General features: G+C 70.9%; 15 protein-coding genes. 14 read left to right on the top strand and 1 reads right to left on the bottom strand.

The genetic code is table 11. The features are described 5' to 3' along the window. Positions 1–93: 93 nt before the first annotated feature. From ACFYP0_RS15890 to ACFYP0_RS15835, 12 genes are all read left to right on the top strand, one after another. Entirely contained in the window at positions 94–2,448 is a 2,355-nt protein-coding gene (locus ACFYP0_RS15890) for an AbfB domain-containing protein (RefSeq protein ID WP_386996462.1), read from the top strand. A 479-nt stretch (positions 2,449–2,927) separates the two neighbouring features. Then, entirely contained in the window at positions 2,928–4,220 is a 1,293-nt protein-coding gene (locus ACFYP0_RS15885; RefSeq protein WP_386996460.1) for a cytochrome P450, read from the top strand. Between the two features lie 264 nt (positions 4,221–4,484). Next, complete coding sequence (locus ACFYP0_RS15880) at positions 4,485–4,967, top strand: helix-turn-helix transcriptional regulator (protein ID WP_356980807.1); 483 nt, start codon at positions 4,485–4,487, stop codon at positions 4,965–4,967. Positions 4,968–5,220: 253 nt separating this feature from the next. Continuing rightward, positions 5,221–7,620, top strand: coding sequence for a sensor histidine kinase (locus tag ACFYP0_RS15875; RefSeq protein ID WP_386996458.1), 2,400 nt, complete (start codon positions 5,221–5,223; stop codon positions 7,618–7,620). A 16-nt stretch (positions 7,621–7,636) separates the two neighbouring features. After that, a complete protein-coding gene (locus tag ACFYP0_RS15870) occupies positions 7,637–8,041 on the top strand; it encodes a roadblock/LC7 domain-containing protein (protein ID WP_124854459.1) in 405 nt (134 codons plus the stop codon). 53 nt (positions 8,042–8,094) lie between these two features. Next, positions 8,095–9,288: an ABC transporter substrate-binding protein gene (locus ACFYP0_RS15865; protein WP_124854458.1), complete on the top strand. Its 1,194-nt coding sequence runs from the start codon at positions 8,095–8,097 to the stop codon at positions 9,286–9,288. Continuing rightward, positions 9,285–10,181, top strand: a complete 897-nt coding sequence (locus tag ACFYP0_RS15860; RefSeq protein ID WP_124854457.1) for a branched-chain amino acid ABC transporter permease — start codon at positions 9,285–9,287, stop codon at positions 10,179–10,181. The genes ACFYP0_RS15865 and ACFYP0_RS15860 overlap by 4 nt, the downstream gene beginning before the upstream one ends. Beyond that, positions 10,178–11,197 carry a branched-chain amino acid ABC transporter permease gene (locus ACFYP0_RS15855; RefSeq protein ID WP_386996454.1) on the top strand — a complete coding sequence of 340 codons (1,020 nt, stop codon included), beginning with the start codon at positions 10,178–10,180 and terminating at the stop codon, positions 11,195–11,197. The genes ACFYP0_RS15860 and ACFYP0_RS15855 overlap by 4 nt, the downstream gene beginning before the upstream one ends. After that, positions 11,194–11,937, top strand: a complete 744-nt coding sequence (locus ACFYP0_RS15850; protein WP_386996451.1) for an ABC transporter ATP-binding protein — start codon at positions 11,194–11,196, stop codon at positions 11,935–11,937. The genes ACFYP0_RS15855 and ACFYP0_RS15850 overlap by 4 nt, the downstream gene beginning before the upstream one ends. Beyond that, complete coding sequence (locus ACFYP0_RS15845) at positions 11,937–12,707, top strand: ABC transporter ATP-binding protein (protein WP_355493396.1); 771 nt, start codon at positions 11,937–11,939, stop codon at positions 12,705–12,707. The genes ACFYP0_RS15850 and ACFYP0_RS15845 overlap by 1 nt, the downstream gene beginning before the upstream one ends. Positions 12,708–12,739: 32 nt before the next feature. Beyond that, positions 12,740–13,543, top strand: coding sequence for a methyltransferase domain-containing protein (locus ACFYP0_RS15840; RefSeq protein ID WP_355493395.1), 804 nt, complete (start codon positions 12,740–12,742; stop codon positions 13,541–13,543). 388 nt (positions 13,544–13,931) lie between these two features. Then, positions 13,932–14,396 carry a GNAT family N-acetyltransferase gene (locus tag ACFYP0_RS15835; RefSeq protein ID WP_386996447.1) on the top strand — a complete coding sequence of 155 codons (465 nt, stop codon included), beginning with the start codon at positions 13,932–13,934 and terminating at the stop codon, positions 14,394–14,396. A 97-nt stretch (positions 14,397–14,493) separates the two neighbouring features. On the opposite strand, the gene ACFYP0_RS15830 is transcribed toward ACFYP0_RS15835, so the two are convergent. Then, positions 14,494–15,435 (bottom strand): hypothetical protein, encoded by a 942-nt coding sequence (locus ACFYP0_RS15830; protein ID WP_357005564.1) that lies wholly within the window; start codon positions 15,433–15,435, stop codon positions 14,494–14,496. A 295-nt stretch (positions 15,436–15,730) separates the two neighbouring features. Between ACFYP0_RS15830 and ACFYP0_RS15825 the strand changes: the two genes are divergently transcribed. Both ACFYP0_RS15825 and ACFYP0_RS15820 read left to right on the top strand, forming a co-directional pair. Continuing rightward, positions 15,731–16,711: an ATP-binding cassette domain-containing protein gene (locus ACFYP0_RS15825; protein ID WP_124859888.1), complete on the top strand. Its 981-nt coding sequence runs from the start codon at positions 15,731–15,733 to the stop codon at positions 16,709–16,711. After that, positions 16,708–17,535 carry an ABC transporter permease gene (locus tag ACFYP0_RS15820; protein ID WP_124859890.1) on the top strand — a complete coding sequence of 276 codons (828 nt, stop codon included), beginning with the start codon at positions 16,708–16,710 and terminating at the stop codon, positions 17,533–17,535. Before ACFYP0_RS15825 ends, ACFYP0_RS15820 begins: the two co-directional genes overlap by 4 nt.

Here is a 17,535-nt window from a genome sequence, read left to right as displayed (position 1 = left end):
GCCCGTCCCCCGTCAATGACCACCCGATGCCCACCACCCACGCGCTTCGGGCCTGGCTGCACCGCCCGCGGCGACTCCTCCCCCGGAGACGGCATGACACGTCACGTCCCCATCCGCCCCGCCCTGCCACTGCTGCTCGCCATCGCCCTGGTCGCCGGCGTTCTCGTCGCGCCCGCCTCGTCGGCGTACGCCGCACCGGCCAAGACGCCGCCACTGAGCACCCCCTGGACCAGCCAGGCGCTGGCCGGCACACCACTGCCCGAGTATCCGCGACCCCAGATGACGCGGCCGGACTGGCTCAACCTCAACGGCGAGTGGCAGCTACGCCAGTCGACGACCGACGACGCCCCGCAGTTCGGCACCAACCTGCCCGAGCGGGTCAACGTGCCCTTCCCGGTGGAGAGCGCACTGTCCGGCATTCAGCGGGCCGCCAACGACAACCGCAACTACCTGTTCTACCGACGCACGGTCACCATCCCGGCGAACTGGTCGGGTCGGCGCACCCTGCTGCACTTCGGCGCCGTCGACTGGCAGAGCACCGTCTGGGTCAACGGTGTCCGGGTCGGCGCGCACACCGGCGGCTACGACGCCTTCACGTTCGACGTGACGCCCCAGCTCACCACCGGGACGAACGAGATCGTCGTCAAGGTCTGGGATCCCACCGACACCCGGCAGAACGGCAGCCTGCCCGCCATCGGCAAGCAGACCAAGACACCTGGCGGGATCTTCTACACCCCCAGCTCCGGGATCTGGCAGACGGTGTGGATGGAGCCGGTGCCCGCCGCCTCGATCAGCAGCGTGGACGTCTACCCGAACCTGAGCAACAACACCCTGCGGGTCCGGGTCTTCACCCGGGGCGACGTGAGCGGCCACAGCGTGCTCGCCGAGGCGCTGAACGGCGCCACCGTGGTCGGCTCGGCAACCGGCGGCTTCACCGACTTCAGCGTGCCGGTGCCCAACGCCCGCCGCTGGTCACCCGACGACCCGTTCCTCTACAACCTCCGGGTGACCCTGCGCGGCCCCACCGGCGCCACAGTGGACCGGACCACGCACTACTTCGGCATGCGGGAGATCACCACCGGCCTGGTCAACGGGGTGCTGCGTCCCAAGCTCAACGGCCAGTTCGTGTTCCAGGTCGGCACCCTCGACCAGGGCTTCTGGCCGGACGGGCTCTACACCGCGCCCACCGACGCCGCCCTCGCCTTCGACCTGCAGAAACACAAGGACCTGGGCTTCAACATGGTGCGCAAGCACATCAAGGTCGAGCCGCAGCGCTGGTTCTACCACGCCGACCGGCTCGGCCTGCTGGTCTGGCAGGACATCCCGTCGCTGACGGCACAGGACGTCAACCCCACCGACGCCCAGCAGGCGCAGTTCGAGGCCGAGGCACGCGAGATCGTCGACGAGCACCGCAGCTCACCCGCCGTGATCGCGTACACGCCCTACAACGAGGGCTGGGGCGAGCGGTCCCTCGCCGACACCCGACGGGTCGCACAGAACATCAAGAACCAGGACCCGACACGTCTGGTCAACCCGCACAGCGGTCACAACTGCTGCCAGTCCCTCGGCAACCCCGGCAACGGCGACATCGACGACTGGCACATCTACCTCGGCCCGGACTCGCCCGTACCGTCGAGCAGCCGGATCGCGGTGCTCGGTGAGTTCGGCGGCCTGGGCCTGCACACGCCGGGCCACGAGTACAGCCCCAGCGGCAGCTTCTTCGCGTACGAGTGGCAGTCCAGTTCGAACGCCCTCACCGACCGGTACGTGGGGCTGGTGCAGGGCACCCAGAACCTGATGCTCGGCAAGGGGCTCAGCGCCTCGATCTACACCGAAATCACCGACCTGGAGGGTGAGCTGAACGGGTTCCTCACCTACGACCGACAGGTGATCAAGATGGACCAGGCGCGGGTACGCGCCGCCAACACCGCCCTGATCAACGCCTCGAAGGCCATCGGCAGTTCGGCGCCCGTCGCCCTGCCCGTCAACACCCGTCGGTCGTTGCAGGTGACCACGCCCGGCTTCACCAACCGCTACCTACGCCACCAGGACAGCCTGGCCTACACGGAGGTGGTCGACGCCGCGAGTTCCAGCCTGCTCAAGGCCGACGCCACGTACACCATCCGGCCCGGCCTGGCCGGTGCCGGTTGCTACTCGTTCGAGTCGGTCAACTTTCCCGGGCAGTACCTGCGCCACCAGAACTCCCGGGTCCGCAACTCGCCGGACGACGGCTCAGCGCTGCTGCGCGCCGACGCCACCTGGTGCGCCCGAACCGGGCTGACCGGCACCGGCGTGTCGCTGGAGTCGTACAACTTCCGAGGTAGGTACCTGCGGCACTACAACGCGGAGGTCTGGCTCAGCAACGGCGCCGGCGGCGACGCGTACAACACGCCGACGTCGTGGACCGCCGACAGCACCTGGAACATCGCCGCCCCATGGGCGCCCTGACCGCTGCGCGCTGACCGGGCCGTTCCGACAGAAAGAAGCGCGGGGGTTCCGGCGTGGGCCGGGACCCCCGCGACGCGTCAAATGTGTCGCGGGCCGGCTCCGCCCGGCCCGGGGCTCGGCCCCTTCCGTCAGCGCCGGCGCCTTCCATCGCGGTCGGTGACCGGACTTCGGCGTCACTCGTCGTCTCGGGGGTCGTTTCCCCGGTCATGAGCGAAAGCGGCGAGTTGATTGCACCGTCCGGCCGGGTCGACTTCAGGGCAAGGACCGCGCCGCAACTTGCATCTGGCCAGGTTCGCTCCGCTGTTGCAGCACGCAATCATGCCGGTCAATAAATAGACGAGCGACAATCTTGACTTGCGCGGCCGGCCAGCGCACCGTAAAGAGCCAGAGGCAGATGCACGCCATTATCGGCCCGGCTTAAGTGGATCGCGAAATGGGGGCGCTGCCGATTTCGCGCCGCGTGCATCAGGAGGCTTTCCATGCGGTTGGATCCGTTCGCCGGGCTCTATCTCACCGATCCAGCAAGCATGTGGCGGCGCATTCTCGACGATCCCGACGGAGTGCACTACGCCGAGGATCTGGGCCTGTGGTTGATCAGCCGGCACGCACACGTCCGGCGGGCGCTCGCCGACGCCACGACATTCGCCAACGCCCTCACCCTCGCCCCGGTCTACGAGGTGTGTCCACCGGCACTGAACGTGATCATGCAGCTCGATGCGCCACCCACGACGGCCGCCGCGGACCCACCGGCGCACCCGCGCACCCGCCGGGCCCTACGGGCGACCTTCGCGAACACCGCCGAGCGGGTCGAGGCCGAGTACGGGGAGATCGTCCGACGCCGCGTCGACCAGCTGGTGTCCCGTCTCGCCGCCCGCCAGGGTGATCAGGTCGACCTGATCCCGGAGTTCGCGACCGAACTTCCCCTGCTGGTGGTCCTGGACATCCTCGGGGTGCCCGACGCCGACATCGGGCGCATCCGGAGTTGGGCGGACGGCCAGATCGCCCTCATCTGGGGGCAGCCGGACCCGGCCGAGCAGGTACGCCTGGCCCAGGGCCTGCTGGAGTTCTGGCACTACTGCGAAGACCTGGTCCGCCAGCGACTGGACAGTGGACACCGGGGCGAGGACTTCATCAGCCGCGCCCTGGACTACCGGGACGACGACGACAGCGTGCTGACGGTGCCCGAGGTGGCGAGCCTTGCCTTCAACCTCCTGGTCGCGGGCCACGAGACCACCGCCGGGTTGCTCGCGCACACCCTCGACCAGGCCCTGTCCGCTCCCCAGCGCTGGTCGGCGATCACCGCGGACCCGGGGCTGGTCCCCGCCTTCGTGGGCGAGACGCTGCGGTTCGCGCCCGCCATCGACGGCTGGCTGCGAGTGACCACCCGAGATGTCACAGTGGGGGCGGTGACGATCCCCGCCGGGGCGCGTTGCCTGCTGTTGATCGGAGCCGCGAACCGGGACCCGGCGGCGTTCCATGACCCGGACCGGTTCGACCCACACCGGGCCGATGTGGGCAATCACCTGTCGTTCGGCCACGGTCCACATTTCTGCATCGGCGCGGGATTGGCGCGGCTTGAGGCCGGAATCGCCCTGAGCCGACTCGCCGAAGCTATTCCCGGGCTGAGGCTGTCACCGGAGCAACATCGCTCGTACAAACCCAATGTCGCATTTCGTGCGCACCGCACACTGCTCGCGATAATCGACGTTCCGGCACCCGCGGACGTGCCGGCGGTACGGGATGGCGCGACGGCCGAAGTGCGCGCCGCCTGAGCGCGTACGGACACCAGCGGTGCTGACCTGCGGACGGGTCGAGGGTGGAGTGAGGCCGACGTCGACCCGTTCCACCCGGCGCGCCTCAGCGCCGGCACCGGGTCCGGCGCGCACCTTTCCCGCCTTTCCCGACGATCCATACCGGTGAACGTCTTCACACCCATCGCGTCCTGGGTTAAGAATTGCCCTCTGTAAATGTTCAGCTCATCGGCCAATCTCGATCTGGCGTCCGTCGCTGAATGTCCGTTCCACGAAGGTGAGCGCATGGAGCACACGTCCCCGTCGAGCTCGGCTCACTCCGCGGCCAGTCAGCGGTTCCGACGGGAGTTGCGCGACTGCCGCGTCCAACGGGGCCTGACCCAACGAGCCCTGGCGGACCTGGTGCGGTTCAGCCGGGAGACGGTCGCGGCGGTCGAGTCGGGTCGCCGGTTCGGCAGTCACGAGTTCGCGCTGCGCTGCGACGACGTGCTCGGCACCGACGGCCGGCTGGCCGCACTGTGGCCGCAGGTCGCGGCCGAGCAGTTGGCGGCCGACGGTCGTCGAGGCCCCCGCGCACCGGAACCGGCTCGACTGGATCGGCAGGTGCCGCGTCAGCGTGGACGGCGTGACGCGCGCGACCCGGGCGCCGTGGCGGACGCGATCGACGAGCTACGTGAGCTGATCGGCCAGGTGCTCAACGGTCAACCCGAAGCGGATGAGCCGGAGCGCCGGCACCCGTCGGCCGAACCCCTCGACAACCAGCGCTGACCCGACGAATCCGGCCCGACCCCGGGGCGTCACCGGTCGCTGACGTTGGGTACAGATGCTGGTACGGGCAGTTTGTACCACGGCCAGGTCTGGTCTACGAGCGCGGCGTCCGGCCGAATGGGACTTGCATTCGGCAACGTGCGTATAGACCGTCATCGACGAGTCGTGGGAGTCAATCTTGGCGTCGAGCACCCGGTCCCACGCGGCCAGACCCTACCCGACCCGTCGACGCGGTTGGAAGATTGCCGGCCGGATGCGGCTCATCGTCGCGGCCCCGCTCGTCGCCGTGATCGGCTTCGCCGGTCTCGCACTGACCGAGAGCGCACGCCAGACAGCGCGGGCCAGCGACCTGCGGATCCTGGCGCAGGTCGGTGCCGAGGCCGGCGACCTGGCGTACCGGCTGCAACGCGAACGGATCGCCGCCGCCGACCTGCTCACCTATGCCCGCCCGGAGCAGCAGGACGCCTTCGGCGTGGAGATCGCCGCCACCGATGAAGCCGTCGCCCGCTACCGCGGGCAGCGTGACCGGCTGTCCACCGACAACGGCACCAGCTCGGCTCTGCTGCGGCGCATCGACGCGGCTCTGGACGGCCTCGCCCCGCTGCGCACCCAGGTGCGCACCGCCACGCACGCGTCGGTGTCCGCGATGACCTTCAGCTACCGCATCGCGATCGCCGACCTCATCAACTTCCGGGAGAACGTCTCACACGGCGTGGTGGACGCCCCACTCGCCGACGGGATCCGGGCCTCGGCGGCGCTGTCGAAGACGGCCGAGGCCATCGGTCAACAGCAGGTGGCCGTGCTGCGCGCCGTCGCCGGCGGCGAACTGACCCCGGCCATGCAGCAGGACATCACCGCCGCCCGCACCAGCTACACCGAGTCGAGCCTGTCGTTCCTGGCCCTGGCCCCACCCGACTGGAGCATCTGGTGGGAGCAGGCCGGGACCGGCAAGGAGGCGCTCGCCCTGCAACGGATGCAGGACGAGGTGTCCCGGGCCCAGCCGGGGTCGCAACTGAAACTGGAGACCGACGCCTGGGTGTCCACCACCCAGACGCGCGCCGCCCGGCTGGCCGACCTGCGCGCCCGGGTCGACGGCGCGGTCCGCGACGACGTTCGGGCCGCGCACGCCGACCAGCGCCGCCGGGCCGTGGCCGAGGCGGCCAGCGTCCTCCTGGCCCTGATCCTGACCGCGTTGGTGACCTGGGCCGTCGCACGGCAGATCACCCGGCGGCTGCGCCGGCTACGGGACGCCGCCAACGCCGTCGCCTTCGAACAGCTCCCCGCCGTGGTGGCACAGCTCCAACAGCCCGGCAGCGCCACCGTCGACCCGCAGAAGCTGGCCCACCAGCAGTCCAGTGCCGCCCTCGAACCGTCCAGCGACGACGAGATCGGCGAACTGGGTCAGGCGTTCAGCGCCGTGCACCAGGCCGCCGTACGGACCGCCGCCGAACAGGCCGTCATGCGCGCCAACACCGCCGACATCTTCATCCACCTGAGCCGCCGCGAACAGCGACTGGTCGACGCCGTCCTGGCCCAGGTCGACCTGGTCGAGCGGGACGAGACCGACCCCGACCGGCTCGACCAGCTGTACACACTGGACAACCTGGCGACCCGGATGGGCCGGATCAACGCCAGCCTGCTGGTGCTCGGCGGCGTCGGCGTGGGTCGCGTACGCCAGCGCGACGTTCCGCTGCAACAGGTGCTCCAGGCAGCGCTGTCCCAGATCGAGCACTACGCGCGGGTCCGGCTCGGCATGATCGACGGAGACGTCGCGGTGGCCGCCAAGACCGTCGACGAGGTCGTGCACATGCTCGCCGAACTCATGGACAACGCCACGACGTACTCGCCGCCGGGCAGCGAGACCTGGGTGAGCGGCCGGAGCCTGGGAGACCGCGTCATCGTCCAGATCAGCGACGAAGGTGTGGGGCTGTCCGCGCAGCGGATGCAGCAACTCAACGAGCTGCTGGCCCGCCCACCGGCCATCGACGTGGCCGCCGTACGGGCGATGGGGCTGGTCGTCGTGGGCCAGCTCGCGGCCCGGTTGGGCGCCACCGTCCAACTGCGACGCGGCCCCCGACGCGGCATCCTCGCCGAGGCGACACTGCCCGCGGCGATCATCCGGTCGCTGCCACCGGAGGAGTACCTGCTCGCACCCGGCCGGCTGTCGCGGCGGGCAGCGCGGACGCCCAACCCTCCGCCGCCGTACCAGCCGCGCCCCGAACCCACCGCCGGACGCCCGCCGGCCGAACGGACCCTGCCGGCCGCGCCGGTCTTCCGACCGGCTCCCCCACCCCCGGACCGGGGTGACGCGCCCACCGAGGAGCTGCTCATCTTCGAACAGGTCAACCACTGGTTCCAGAACGACGTCGTCGACGGCCAGAACGGCCAGAACGGCCAGCAGTGGTCCAGCCCCGCCGACGACGCCTGGCGTACGGCCGCCCAGGCGCACACCCCCGAGGTCGCCACGACCACCAACTCCGGCCTGCCCAAACGACAGCCGCAACGGCACCTCGTGCCCGGCGGTGTGACAGTGCCCCAGCAGCAGCAACGGTCCGAGTACCGCGACCCGGCGCAGGTGGCGACGGCGATGGCCGCGTACGCGCGGGGCGTGGCGAACCGACGGCGCACCCCGATCAACCTCGGCAACAAGTGACGCGACAGGAGAGCACGTGACCGACCAACAGGATCTCGGCTGGCTGCTGGACAACTTCGCGGCGCGCGCGACCGAGGTCAGCCACGCGATCGCCATTTCCAGCGACGGCCTGATGGTGGCCGCCACCCGCGACCTGCCACCGGACCGGGCCGACCAGTTGGCCGCCACGGGTAGCGGGCTGGTCAGCCTGCTGCGGGGGGCGGCGGCCTTCTTCGACGCCGGCACGGTGATCTCCAACGTCACCCAGCTCGAGGGCGGGTTCATGTTCTCCATGGCCTTCAACGACGGCGCCTCGCTGCTGGTGCTCGCCGCGCCCGAGTGTGACGTGGGCAAGGTCTCCTACGAGATGACCGAGCTGGCCAACCGCATCGGGGACGCGCTGACCCCCGCTGCCCGAGCGGCGCTCGCCCGCAGCCGCTGACCATCCCGGCGCCCCCACGCCGGAGACCCCTTCCCCTTCCTCTGGAGTCAGACATGCCTCTCACCACGCCTTGGCGCAGCCGTGCCCTCACCGCCGCGCTGCTTGCCGCCGTGCTGACCACCAGCACGGCCTGCGGCGACGACGCTGCGGGCACGAGCGCCGGCGGCTCGATAAAGATCGGCCTGCTCGCGTCGCTGTCCGGGACGTACCAGGCCGTCGGTACGGAGATCCGCGACGGCTTCCAGCTCTACCTGGACACCCACGACGGCAAGTTGGGCGGCCGGCAGGTCGACCTCGTCGTCGCGGACGAGGGCAACGGCGCCCAGACCGCTGTCCCGGCGGCGACCAAGCTGCTCAAGCAGGACCGGGTGTCCGCGCTCACCGGCATCGTCGGTGGCGGCTCGGTCGCCGGTGTCACCCCCCTGCTCAACGAGACCAAGGTGCCACTGGTCGGCTCCAACGGCCGGCCGGAACTCAAGGACGTCTCCCGGGTCTGGCACACCTCGTACCTCTCCGACGAGCCAGGGGCGGCGATCGCCCAGCACGTCCGCGACAACGTGAAGGGCTCCGTGTACGCGATCGGCCCGGACTACCAGGGCGGTTGGGACGAGCTGCGCGGCTTCACCGACGCGTTCGGCAAGATCGGCGGGAAGCTCGCGAACGCCGACGGCAAGACGACCTTCACGCCGTTCCCGGCCACCACCAACTTCCTCCCGTACTTCGCCCGCATCAAGGCCTCCGGCGCGGCAGCCGTCTACACCTTCTACGCCGGCAGCGCCGCCGTGGACTTCGTGAAGCAGTACGCGCAGTCCGAAATCAAGGACATCCCCCTGTACGCGGCCGGGTTCCTCACCGAGGGCGGGGTGCTCAACGCGCAGGGCGAGGCCGCCCGAGACATCTACTCGGTGCTCAACTACTCGCCCGACCTCGACAACGCGGAGAACCGCGCCTTCGTGGCCGCGTGGAAGGCGAAGCACGACGGTTCGCCGACCACCTACGCGCTGGCCTCGTACGACGCGGCGGCGGTGCTGGACCGGGCGATCGGCGCCGCCGGAAACGACCCGACCCCCGAGGCCATCAACACGGCCATCGGCCAACTCGGCCAGATCGCCAGCCCGCGCGGCACCTGGCAGTTCTCCACCACCACGCACTCCCCCGTGCAGAAGTGGTACCTGCGGCAGGTCCGCCAGGACGGCCGGGCGCTGTCCAACACCGTCGTGGGCGACCTCGCGACCGTCGGCCGGTGATAGCGGTGGCGGCCGGCACGAACCGGATCGACCCGTACCTGATCCCGGCGTTGGACGGAGTCGCCTACGGGCTGCTCGTGTTCGTCGCCGCGTCCGGCCTGGTCTTCTGCTTCGGCGTCGCCAACATCCTCAACCTGGCGCACGGCCTGCTCTACGCCATCGGCGGGTACACCGCCGCGGCGCTGCTCGACGGAGGCTGGGCGAGCCTGGCGTTGGCCCTCGCCGTCGGTGTGCTGGCCGCCGCCGCGGCGGGGGTGCTCCTGGCCGGCCTGCTCACACCGGTCGCCACCGGCAATCACCTGAGTCAGGCGCTGCTGACGTTCGGGGTGGCGCTGGCCGGCGGCAGCCTGCTCGTCGCCGGCTTTGGACCCGACAACCCGCAGGTCCAGGTGCCCGCAGCCCTGGAAGGGTCGGTGCTGGTCGCCGGTCACCGCTACGCCGCGTACCGGTTGGTGTTCATTGTCGTCGCGGCCGTGCTCGCCGCCGCCCTCTACCTGGTGGTGCGACGCACCAGGGCCGGGATGCTGGTCCGGGCAGCCGTCGACGACCCGGAGATGGTCGCCTGTCTGGGCGTGAGTCCGGCGCGGATCCGGGCCGGTGTGCTCGCCGCCGCCGGTGCGCTGGCCGGCGCGGCCGGGGTCCTGGGCGCGCCCATCATCGGCCCCGGCACGGGCACCGCCGACACGGTGCTGCTGCTCTCCCTGGTGGTGGTCGTCCTCGGTGGTCTCGGGTCGATGGCAGGCACCCTGCTGGCCGCGCTCGCGATCGGCGAGATCCAGACGCTGGGAGTGGCGTTGCTGCCGTCCGCCGCGCCGTTTCTGCTGTTCGCCGCCATGGCGGCCGTGCTGGCCGTGCGGGCGCGTGGCCTGGCCGGCAGGTGGAGGGCGGCATGAGAGGAGAGGTGATCCGGCGAGTTCGGGGCGGCATCGCGGCGCTCGTCCTGGTCGGCCTGGTCGTGGCGCCCTGGGTGGTCGACGACTACACCACGGCGATCCTCTCCCGGACGCTGGCGCTGGCCCTGGTCGGGGTGAGCGTGGCCCTGCTCACCGGCGTCGCCGGCATGCCCACCCTCGGTCAGACCGCACCGTACGCGGCGGGCGCCTACGCGTGCGCCGTGGTCGGCAGCCGGGTCTCCGACGTCGGCGTCGTGCAACTCGCCGTCGCAGCGGCCGCCGGGGCCCTGCTGGCCGCGCTCACCGTGCCGCTCGTCGTGCACGCCCGAGGGGTGATCGTCCTGATGATCACCCTGGCGATCGGCGAACTCGTCGTCATCGTCCTCGGGCGGTGGCGGTCGGTGACCGGTGGCACGGACGGGTTGGCCGGCATCCCCGCGGTCCGCCCGTTCTGGGGGCTCCCGGCCCTGGCCGACGATCAGGCCCGTTACCTGTACGCCCTGGTCGTCGTGGCCACGCTGGTCGGCGCGGTGCTGGTGCTGCTGCGTACCCGGGCCGGGTTGGTGCTGCGTGCCGGCCGCGACGACGAGACGCGGTTGCGGGCCAGCGGTCACCGGGTGGCGCTGCACCTGTCCGGCGCGCACATCACCGCCGGGGCGATCGCCGGTGCCGCCGGCTCGCTCCTGGTCGTCGCCCAGCAGTACATCTCCCCTGCCGACTTCGGCTTCGACACCTCCGCGCTGCTGCTGCTCGGTGTCGTCATCGGGGGCACCGCCTCGGTGGGCGGCGCCCTGGTGGGCGCGGCGTTGGTCATCGCCGTCCGGGACTGGCTGTTCGGGGTGCTGCCCGGCCACGCGCCACTGGTGCTGGGCGCGCTGTTCGTGGCGACGGTCTACCTGCTGCCCACCGGCGTCAACCGGGCCCGGGGTCGGCTGCGCCCGCCGGGCGCCCCGGCGCTACAGCCGGACCAGCCAGCCCTCCACGAGCAGGCCACCGTTGCGGAGCTGCACCGATGACCGGCCTGCTCGACGCCCAGGAGATCAGCGTGCGGTACGGCTCGCTCGCCGCGCTCGACGGCGTGGACCTGCGCATCCACGACGGCCAGCGGCACGCGTTGATCGGCCCGAACGGGGCCGGCAAGACCACCCTGCTCAACGTGCTCGGCGGGTCCACCAGGCCGCAACGCGGCACGGTGCGGTTCGACGGGCGGGACGTCGGCCGGCTCGGCCCGGCGGCCCGAGCCCGGCGGGGCATCAACCGCATCCACCAACGACCCGCGGTCTTTCCGACGCTCACCGCGACGGAGAACGTCGTGGTGGCCGCGCTGCCCCGGGTCGTCCCACGCCGCCGGTGGTGGCCGGGCGGACGCCGACGCGCCGCGCAGCGCACGGCCGGCCCACTGCTGGACCAGATGGGACTCACCGCCGTCGCGGCGGTGCCCGCCGGGCACCTCGCGCACGGGCAACGACGCCAGTTGGAGATCGCGATGGCCCTGGCCGGTCGCCCCCGCCTGCTGCTCCTCGACGAACCGGCGGCCGGGTTGTCCGCCATCGAGGTCGGCCGACTGGTCGAGTTGCTCCAGGCGCTACCCCGGGCGGTCGCCGTGTTGCTGGTCGAACACCGACTGGACCTGGTGTACGCCCTCTCCGACACGGTCACGGTGCTGCGCGACGGTCAGACGTTGGCCGCCGGCACACCGGACGAGATCCGTACCTCGCCGCTGGTGCGGCAGGCCTACGCCGACGGGGTGGCCTGATGCTCACTGTGGATCGTCTCTGCGCCGGCTACGGCGGGGGAATCGTCCTGCACGAGGTCAGCCTTCGGGTACGTCCGGGCAGCATCCAGGCCGTGGTGGGCCGCAACGGGGCGGGCAAGAGCACGCTCGTACACACCATCGCCGGGCTGGTTCGCGCGTCCAGCGGTCGCATCGAGATCGGCGGCGTGCACGTCGCCGGCCGGCAACCACATCGCATCGCCCAGTCCGGCGTCGGTCTCGTCCCGCAGGGCCGACGGGTCTTCTCCCGGTTGACAGTGGCCGAGCACCTGCACCTGGCGGCCGCGCCGTGGCGGGCCCGCACCTCCGGCGGCGAGGGCTGGACTGTCGCCCGGACCCTGGAACTGCTGCCGAGGCTGGCGGTACGGCTGCGACACCGCGGCTGCGAACTTTCCGGCGGCGAGCAGCAGATGCTGGCGATAGCCCGTGCGCTGCTCGGCCAACCCCGGGTGCTGCTGCTCGACGAACCATGTGAGGGACTCTCACCCGATCTCGCGGCGCGGGTCCGCGAACTCGTCAACGGTCTCGCCGCCGACGGCCTGACCGTGCTGCTCGTGGAGCAGCAACTCCAGCACGCCATCGAACTCGCGGACCGGGTGGCGGTGTTGGAGTACGGCCGGGTGGTCTACGACCGGCCGACCGCGGAGGCCCGCCGCGATCCGGCCCCACTGGCGGCGATGGTGAGCGTCGCCGCCGTTGCGCCGCCCCCGGCCAACCGATCGACCCCTCGGCTCTGGGCCGACACCCCGTAGTCACCCGACCCTCCACGGAGAGGTAGACACCGATGACAACCGCTACGAGCGATGACACGTACACGTTCGACAACGGCGCACCGGACGCCGTTGCGCAGATGCACGCGCTGGAGTCCTTCCTGGACCCGATCACGACGCGGCGGCTGGCCCGCCCGGTGCTGGAGCCGGGCGCGACCTGCTGGGAGGTCGGGGCGGGTGGCGGCTCGATGGCCCGGCGGATGGCCCGCGCGGTCGGCGACGACGGGCACGTGCTGGCCACCGACATCGACCCCACACACCTGGTGGCCGAGGGCAACCTGCACGTACGCCAGCACGACGTGCGCACCGAACCGCCACCCGGGGACGCGTTCGACCTGATCCACGCCCGGCTGGTCCTGCTGCATCTCCCCGATCGACGACGGGTCCTGCGCACGCTCACCGGAGCGCTGGCGCCCGGCGGGTGGCTGGTGGTCGAGGAGTTCGACTGCACCGCGCCCCAGTGGGTGCTGACCGCGCCCAGCGACGACGCCGCGAAGCTCTTCGCGCAGGTCATGGACGCCATGATGGGTGTCCTGGAGGACCACGGCGCCGACCTGGGCTGGGCGCAGGACGTGCACACCGAGATGGCCCTCGCCGGTCTGACCGACCTGGACACCATCACCCACTCGCAGAGCTGGCCCGGCGGGTCGACCGGAACATCGCTCTACGAGACCAACTCCCGCCAGTTGGAACCGGACCTGCTGGCGGCTGGCCTGTCGCCCCAGCAACTGAACGCATTCCGGCGGCTGCTCCGTGACCCCGGGTTCGCCGTCATGTCGTACCACTTCGTCTCCACGCGGGGCCGCCTACCGAGCTGAGCAGGCGGCCCCGCGTGGAGCGCGGTCGCGCCGTGCGTACCTCTCCCGCCGCAGCACCCCCCGACTGCCGGCCGGACAGCTCGACGACGGCCTCGACCGCACCGGCCGGGCTCCCCGCGAGGGAGCCCGGCCGCCCCGCGCCCGCGGTGCCCGCGCCCCGCGCCCCGCGCCCCGCCGATCTTGCAGTTCCGGTTGTCGATACGCGTGGAATGGCCCCTATGTCGGGACAGAAAGTGCAAGATCGCGGCATGAGGGCGGGTCGTCCTGGTGGATCATGGAGTTGTGGTGCGTGGGGTAATGCCATTCAGGGCTTTGTTGACCACCACAACTTCATGATCGGCGAGGTGGGGCGGGGTTGACGCCCTGGTGTTGCTGTCAGACTGCCCGGGTGTTCGTCAGACTCGCCGAAGAGCAGGACTTCAACGGCTTCCTTGGCCTGGCGGCCCAGGTCGAGTGCTGGTTCGGCCCGATGGTCGAGGATCGTGGCTTCCATGACGCGGTGCGCAAGCACATTCGTCGGTCCACAGCGATCGTTGCTGTCTCCTCCGGGTCCGATCTCCTGGGTGGGTTGTTGTTCACGGCGAAGGCTCCGACCCACCACGTCCACTGGCTTGTCGTTACTGAGCAGTCACGGGGGAAGGGTGTTGGTCGTGCCCTGATGACAGCGGCGATGCGCAGGTTTGTGCCGGGTTCAGGCTCCGTCGAAGTGGTCACCTTTGGCGCCGATCACCCGGGCGCCTGTGTCAGCGGTGCGCGTGCCTTCTACGAACGCCTTGGTTTCACCCCTGCCGAGGCCGTCGATCCCGGTCCGGACGGCGGTTCCCGACAGGTCTTCCGCCTGGCCGTCGCCTGATCCATCCGACGCTGGTCCAGACGACGAAGCGGTTCAGGAGGATCTGACCGGGCACGGCGGCGGGGAGGATGCGGACGTCACCCTGCCGGGCCGCGGCTCAGCGCGGAGTGGTCTCCTGGTCGGCCAGGACAATCAGGTCGTCGGGGCGGGCCGACAGCAGCGCCGTCGCCGCGTCGAGCCACACGAGATAGCCCACCGGCGGACCGGACGAACCCCACCGGGCACCGATGATCGTGGCCGACCGCCCGTCGTGCGGCTGCGTGAGCAGGCGTACCCGGGTGCCCGGCGCGTGTCCGTCGTCGGCGACGATGAGCAGCGCGTCGAGGATCTGCCGGGCACCGGCCACGGGCAACCCCGGAACGTACGGCTCGCCCGCGTATCCCAGACGCGGCGTCATCATCGTGCTCAACAGCGCGGTCTGCCGGATCGCCTCCTGGCGGACCTGCCCGTCCACGATGCGTTCGGCCACGGTCAGCGCCTTCTGGATGCTCGACCAGAGGGCCAGTGGATCCTGGTCGAGCAGGCGGCGGGCCTCACGGTCGATTTCGGCGCAGGCCGTGTCGAGCGCGGTGTCCTCGCCGAGTTCCGCGATCCAGGCGAGGTCCCCCACCTCGGGCAGCAACCCTGGCGACTCGACCACGATCACGATGTACAGCATCGCGAGCAGTTCCTCGCGGCCCTCGCCGTGATAGAGCGAGCCCACCCCGCTGCCGGTACGCCCACGGCTGGGCGGGAACCGCTCGACGAGGTGCTGCGCGCGGCCATGAGGCAGGGCAGCCGCCCGCCTGGTGTCCGAGACCCGCTCCTCGAACGACCGCCGCTCACGGCGTTCGACGAGCAGCTGGCGATGCGGGTCGAACCCGATCGGATAGATCGTCCGCCCGTACCTGGAAAGGGTTTCGCCGGGCCGTAGGCCGACCGACTCGAGTTGCCGGGCCGCCTCCGAGTAGGCAACGCCAGCGCGGGCGGCGTGTTCTCGGACGGCGCGCTTGCGGGCGCGTCCCGGCGCCGGGGTCCGTCGGGGGGTGGGATCAGACATGACGCCTCCGGTGCAGCCCCACGCACTCCACCGAACGGGCGGCGTGACCGGCACGCCGAGAGTCGACAGATCGGCGCGGAGTCGGAGACTCTTGGCCCCAAGCATGTGGTCAGGCGTGGGCCACCACATCGGGCGCTGGCAGGCGCTCTGCCGTGGCCAGCATATCGTGACGCCGACCGTCGGTGTGGAGGTGCACACCCTGGCCGCCCTCCCTCTCGACCCCGGTTTCAGGCCGTGTCAGCCCGTGTCGGTCGCGTGTCGGGGCGGTGTCAGCGGGCCCGCGCAGACTCGGCGCATGACAGCTGACCTGGTGATCGAGGCCGAGGGCCTCGTGAAGACGTTTGGGAAGACGAGGGCGCTTCAGGGCGTGGACCTCGCCGTACCCCGTGGGACGGTGCTCGGGGTGCTCGGGCCCAACGGCGCCGGCAAGACCACCGCCGTGCGCATCCTCTCCACCCTGCTCACCCCGGACGGCGGGACCGCCCGAATCAGCGGTTTCGACGTGGTACGGGACGCCGAACGAGTTCGGCAGAGTATCGGCCTCACCGGCCAGTACGCCTCGGTCGACGAGGACCTGACCGGGCGGCAGAACCTGGAGCTGTTCGGCACCCTGCTGGACCTGGGGCGCGCCGGCGCCCGGCGACGGGCCGCCGAACTGCTCGACTGGTTCGACCTGACCGATGCGGCGAACCGTCCGGCCAAGACCTACTCCGGCGGCATGCGGCGACGGCTGGACCTGGCCGCCAGCCTCGTCGGCTCCCCCGACGTGATCTTCCTGGACGAGCCGACGACCGGGCTCGACCCGGCCAAGCGCGAGGACATGTGGGACGTGGTCCGAACGCTTGTCAACAACGGCTCGACGGTGCTGCTCACCACCCAGTACCTGGAGGAGGCCGACGCGCTCGCCGACGCGATCACGGTGATCGACCACGGCCGGGTCATCGCGCACGACACCCCCGAAGGGCTCAAGCGGGTGGTCGGCGGGCAGACCCTGGAGGTCCGACCGTCCGATCCGGCTCAACTGCCCCGCACCGCGGAGATCCTGACCCAGGTCGGTTCCGGCGCGCAGGCCGACGAGATCCGCAAGGGCGTGCTCGCGGTGCCGGTCACCGACGACGCGGCCCTGACCGAGAGCGTCGCGCGGTTCGCCACGGCCGGCATCGCGGTCACCGAACTCTCCCTGCACCTGCCGAGCCTCGACGAGGTGTTCTTCACCCTCACCGGGCGTACGGCATCAGAAGACGACACCACCCGCCCCACGGAGGTCGCGGCATGAGCACTCTGACCGACACAGCGCCCACGAGAAGCGGCGTGCTGTCGAACTCCGCGCCGAACCCTCGGCCGTTCCGGCTGGTCCGGCACTCGTTGGCGCTCGCCAAGCGCAGCCTCATCAAGACCTGGCGTACGCCCGAGGCGCTCATCGACGTCACCCTGCAACCGGTGCTGTTCCTCATCATCTTCGTGTACGTCTTCGGCGGGGCAGTCGCCGGATCGACCCACGACTACCTGCAGTTCCTGCTGCCCGGGATCCTGGCGCAGACGATCGCGACCGGCGCCATCGCGATCGGCGTCAACCTCAACACCGACATCGCCAAGGGCATCTTCGACAGGTTCCGGTCGTTGCCGATCCCCCGCTCCGCACCACTTGTCGGCGCGGTCCTCGGCGATGTCGTCCGGTACGTCATCGTCACCGTGTCGACGCTCGCGATCGGCTACGTGATGGGTTTCCGGATCGACACCGACCCGTTCCGGGCGATCGCCGGGTGTCTGCTCGCGGTGCTGTTCGCGCTCTGCCTGAGTTGGCTGCCGGTGCTGGTGTCGATGAAGGTGCGGACCGCGGGTGCAGTGCAGGGTGTGATGTTCGCGTTGATCATGCCGCTGAGCTTCGCGTCCAACGTGTTCGTCGGCGCCGACACCCTGCCGGGCTGGATGCAGGCGTTCGTGGACGTCAACCCGATGACCCATCTGGTGGCGTCGGTACGCGGGCTGTTCCTCGGCACCCCACTGGGCAACCACGTGTGGTGGACGCTCGCCTGGTGCGCCGGCTTCGTTGCGGTGTTCATGCCGCTGGCGCTGCGGGCGTACCGCAAGAAGATCTGA

The sequence above is a fragment of the Micromonospora arida genome (assembly GCF_042873195.1).
GTDB classification, from domain to species: domain Bacteria; phylum Actinomycetota; class Actinomycetes; order Mycobacteriales; family Micromonosporaceae; genus Micromonospora; species Micromonospora arida.
The sequence above is the reverse complement of the archived record's forward strand: the minus strand, read 5'-3'. Positions and strand labels throughout refer to the sequence as shown.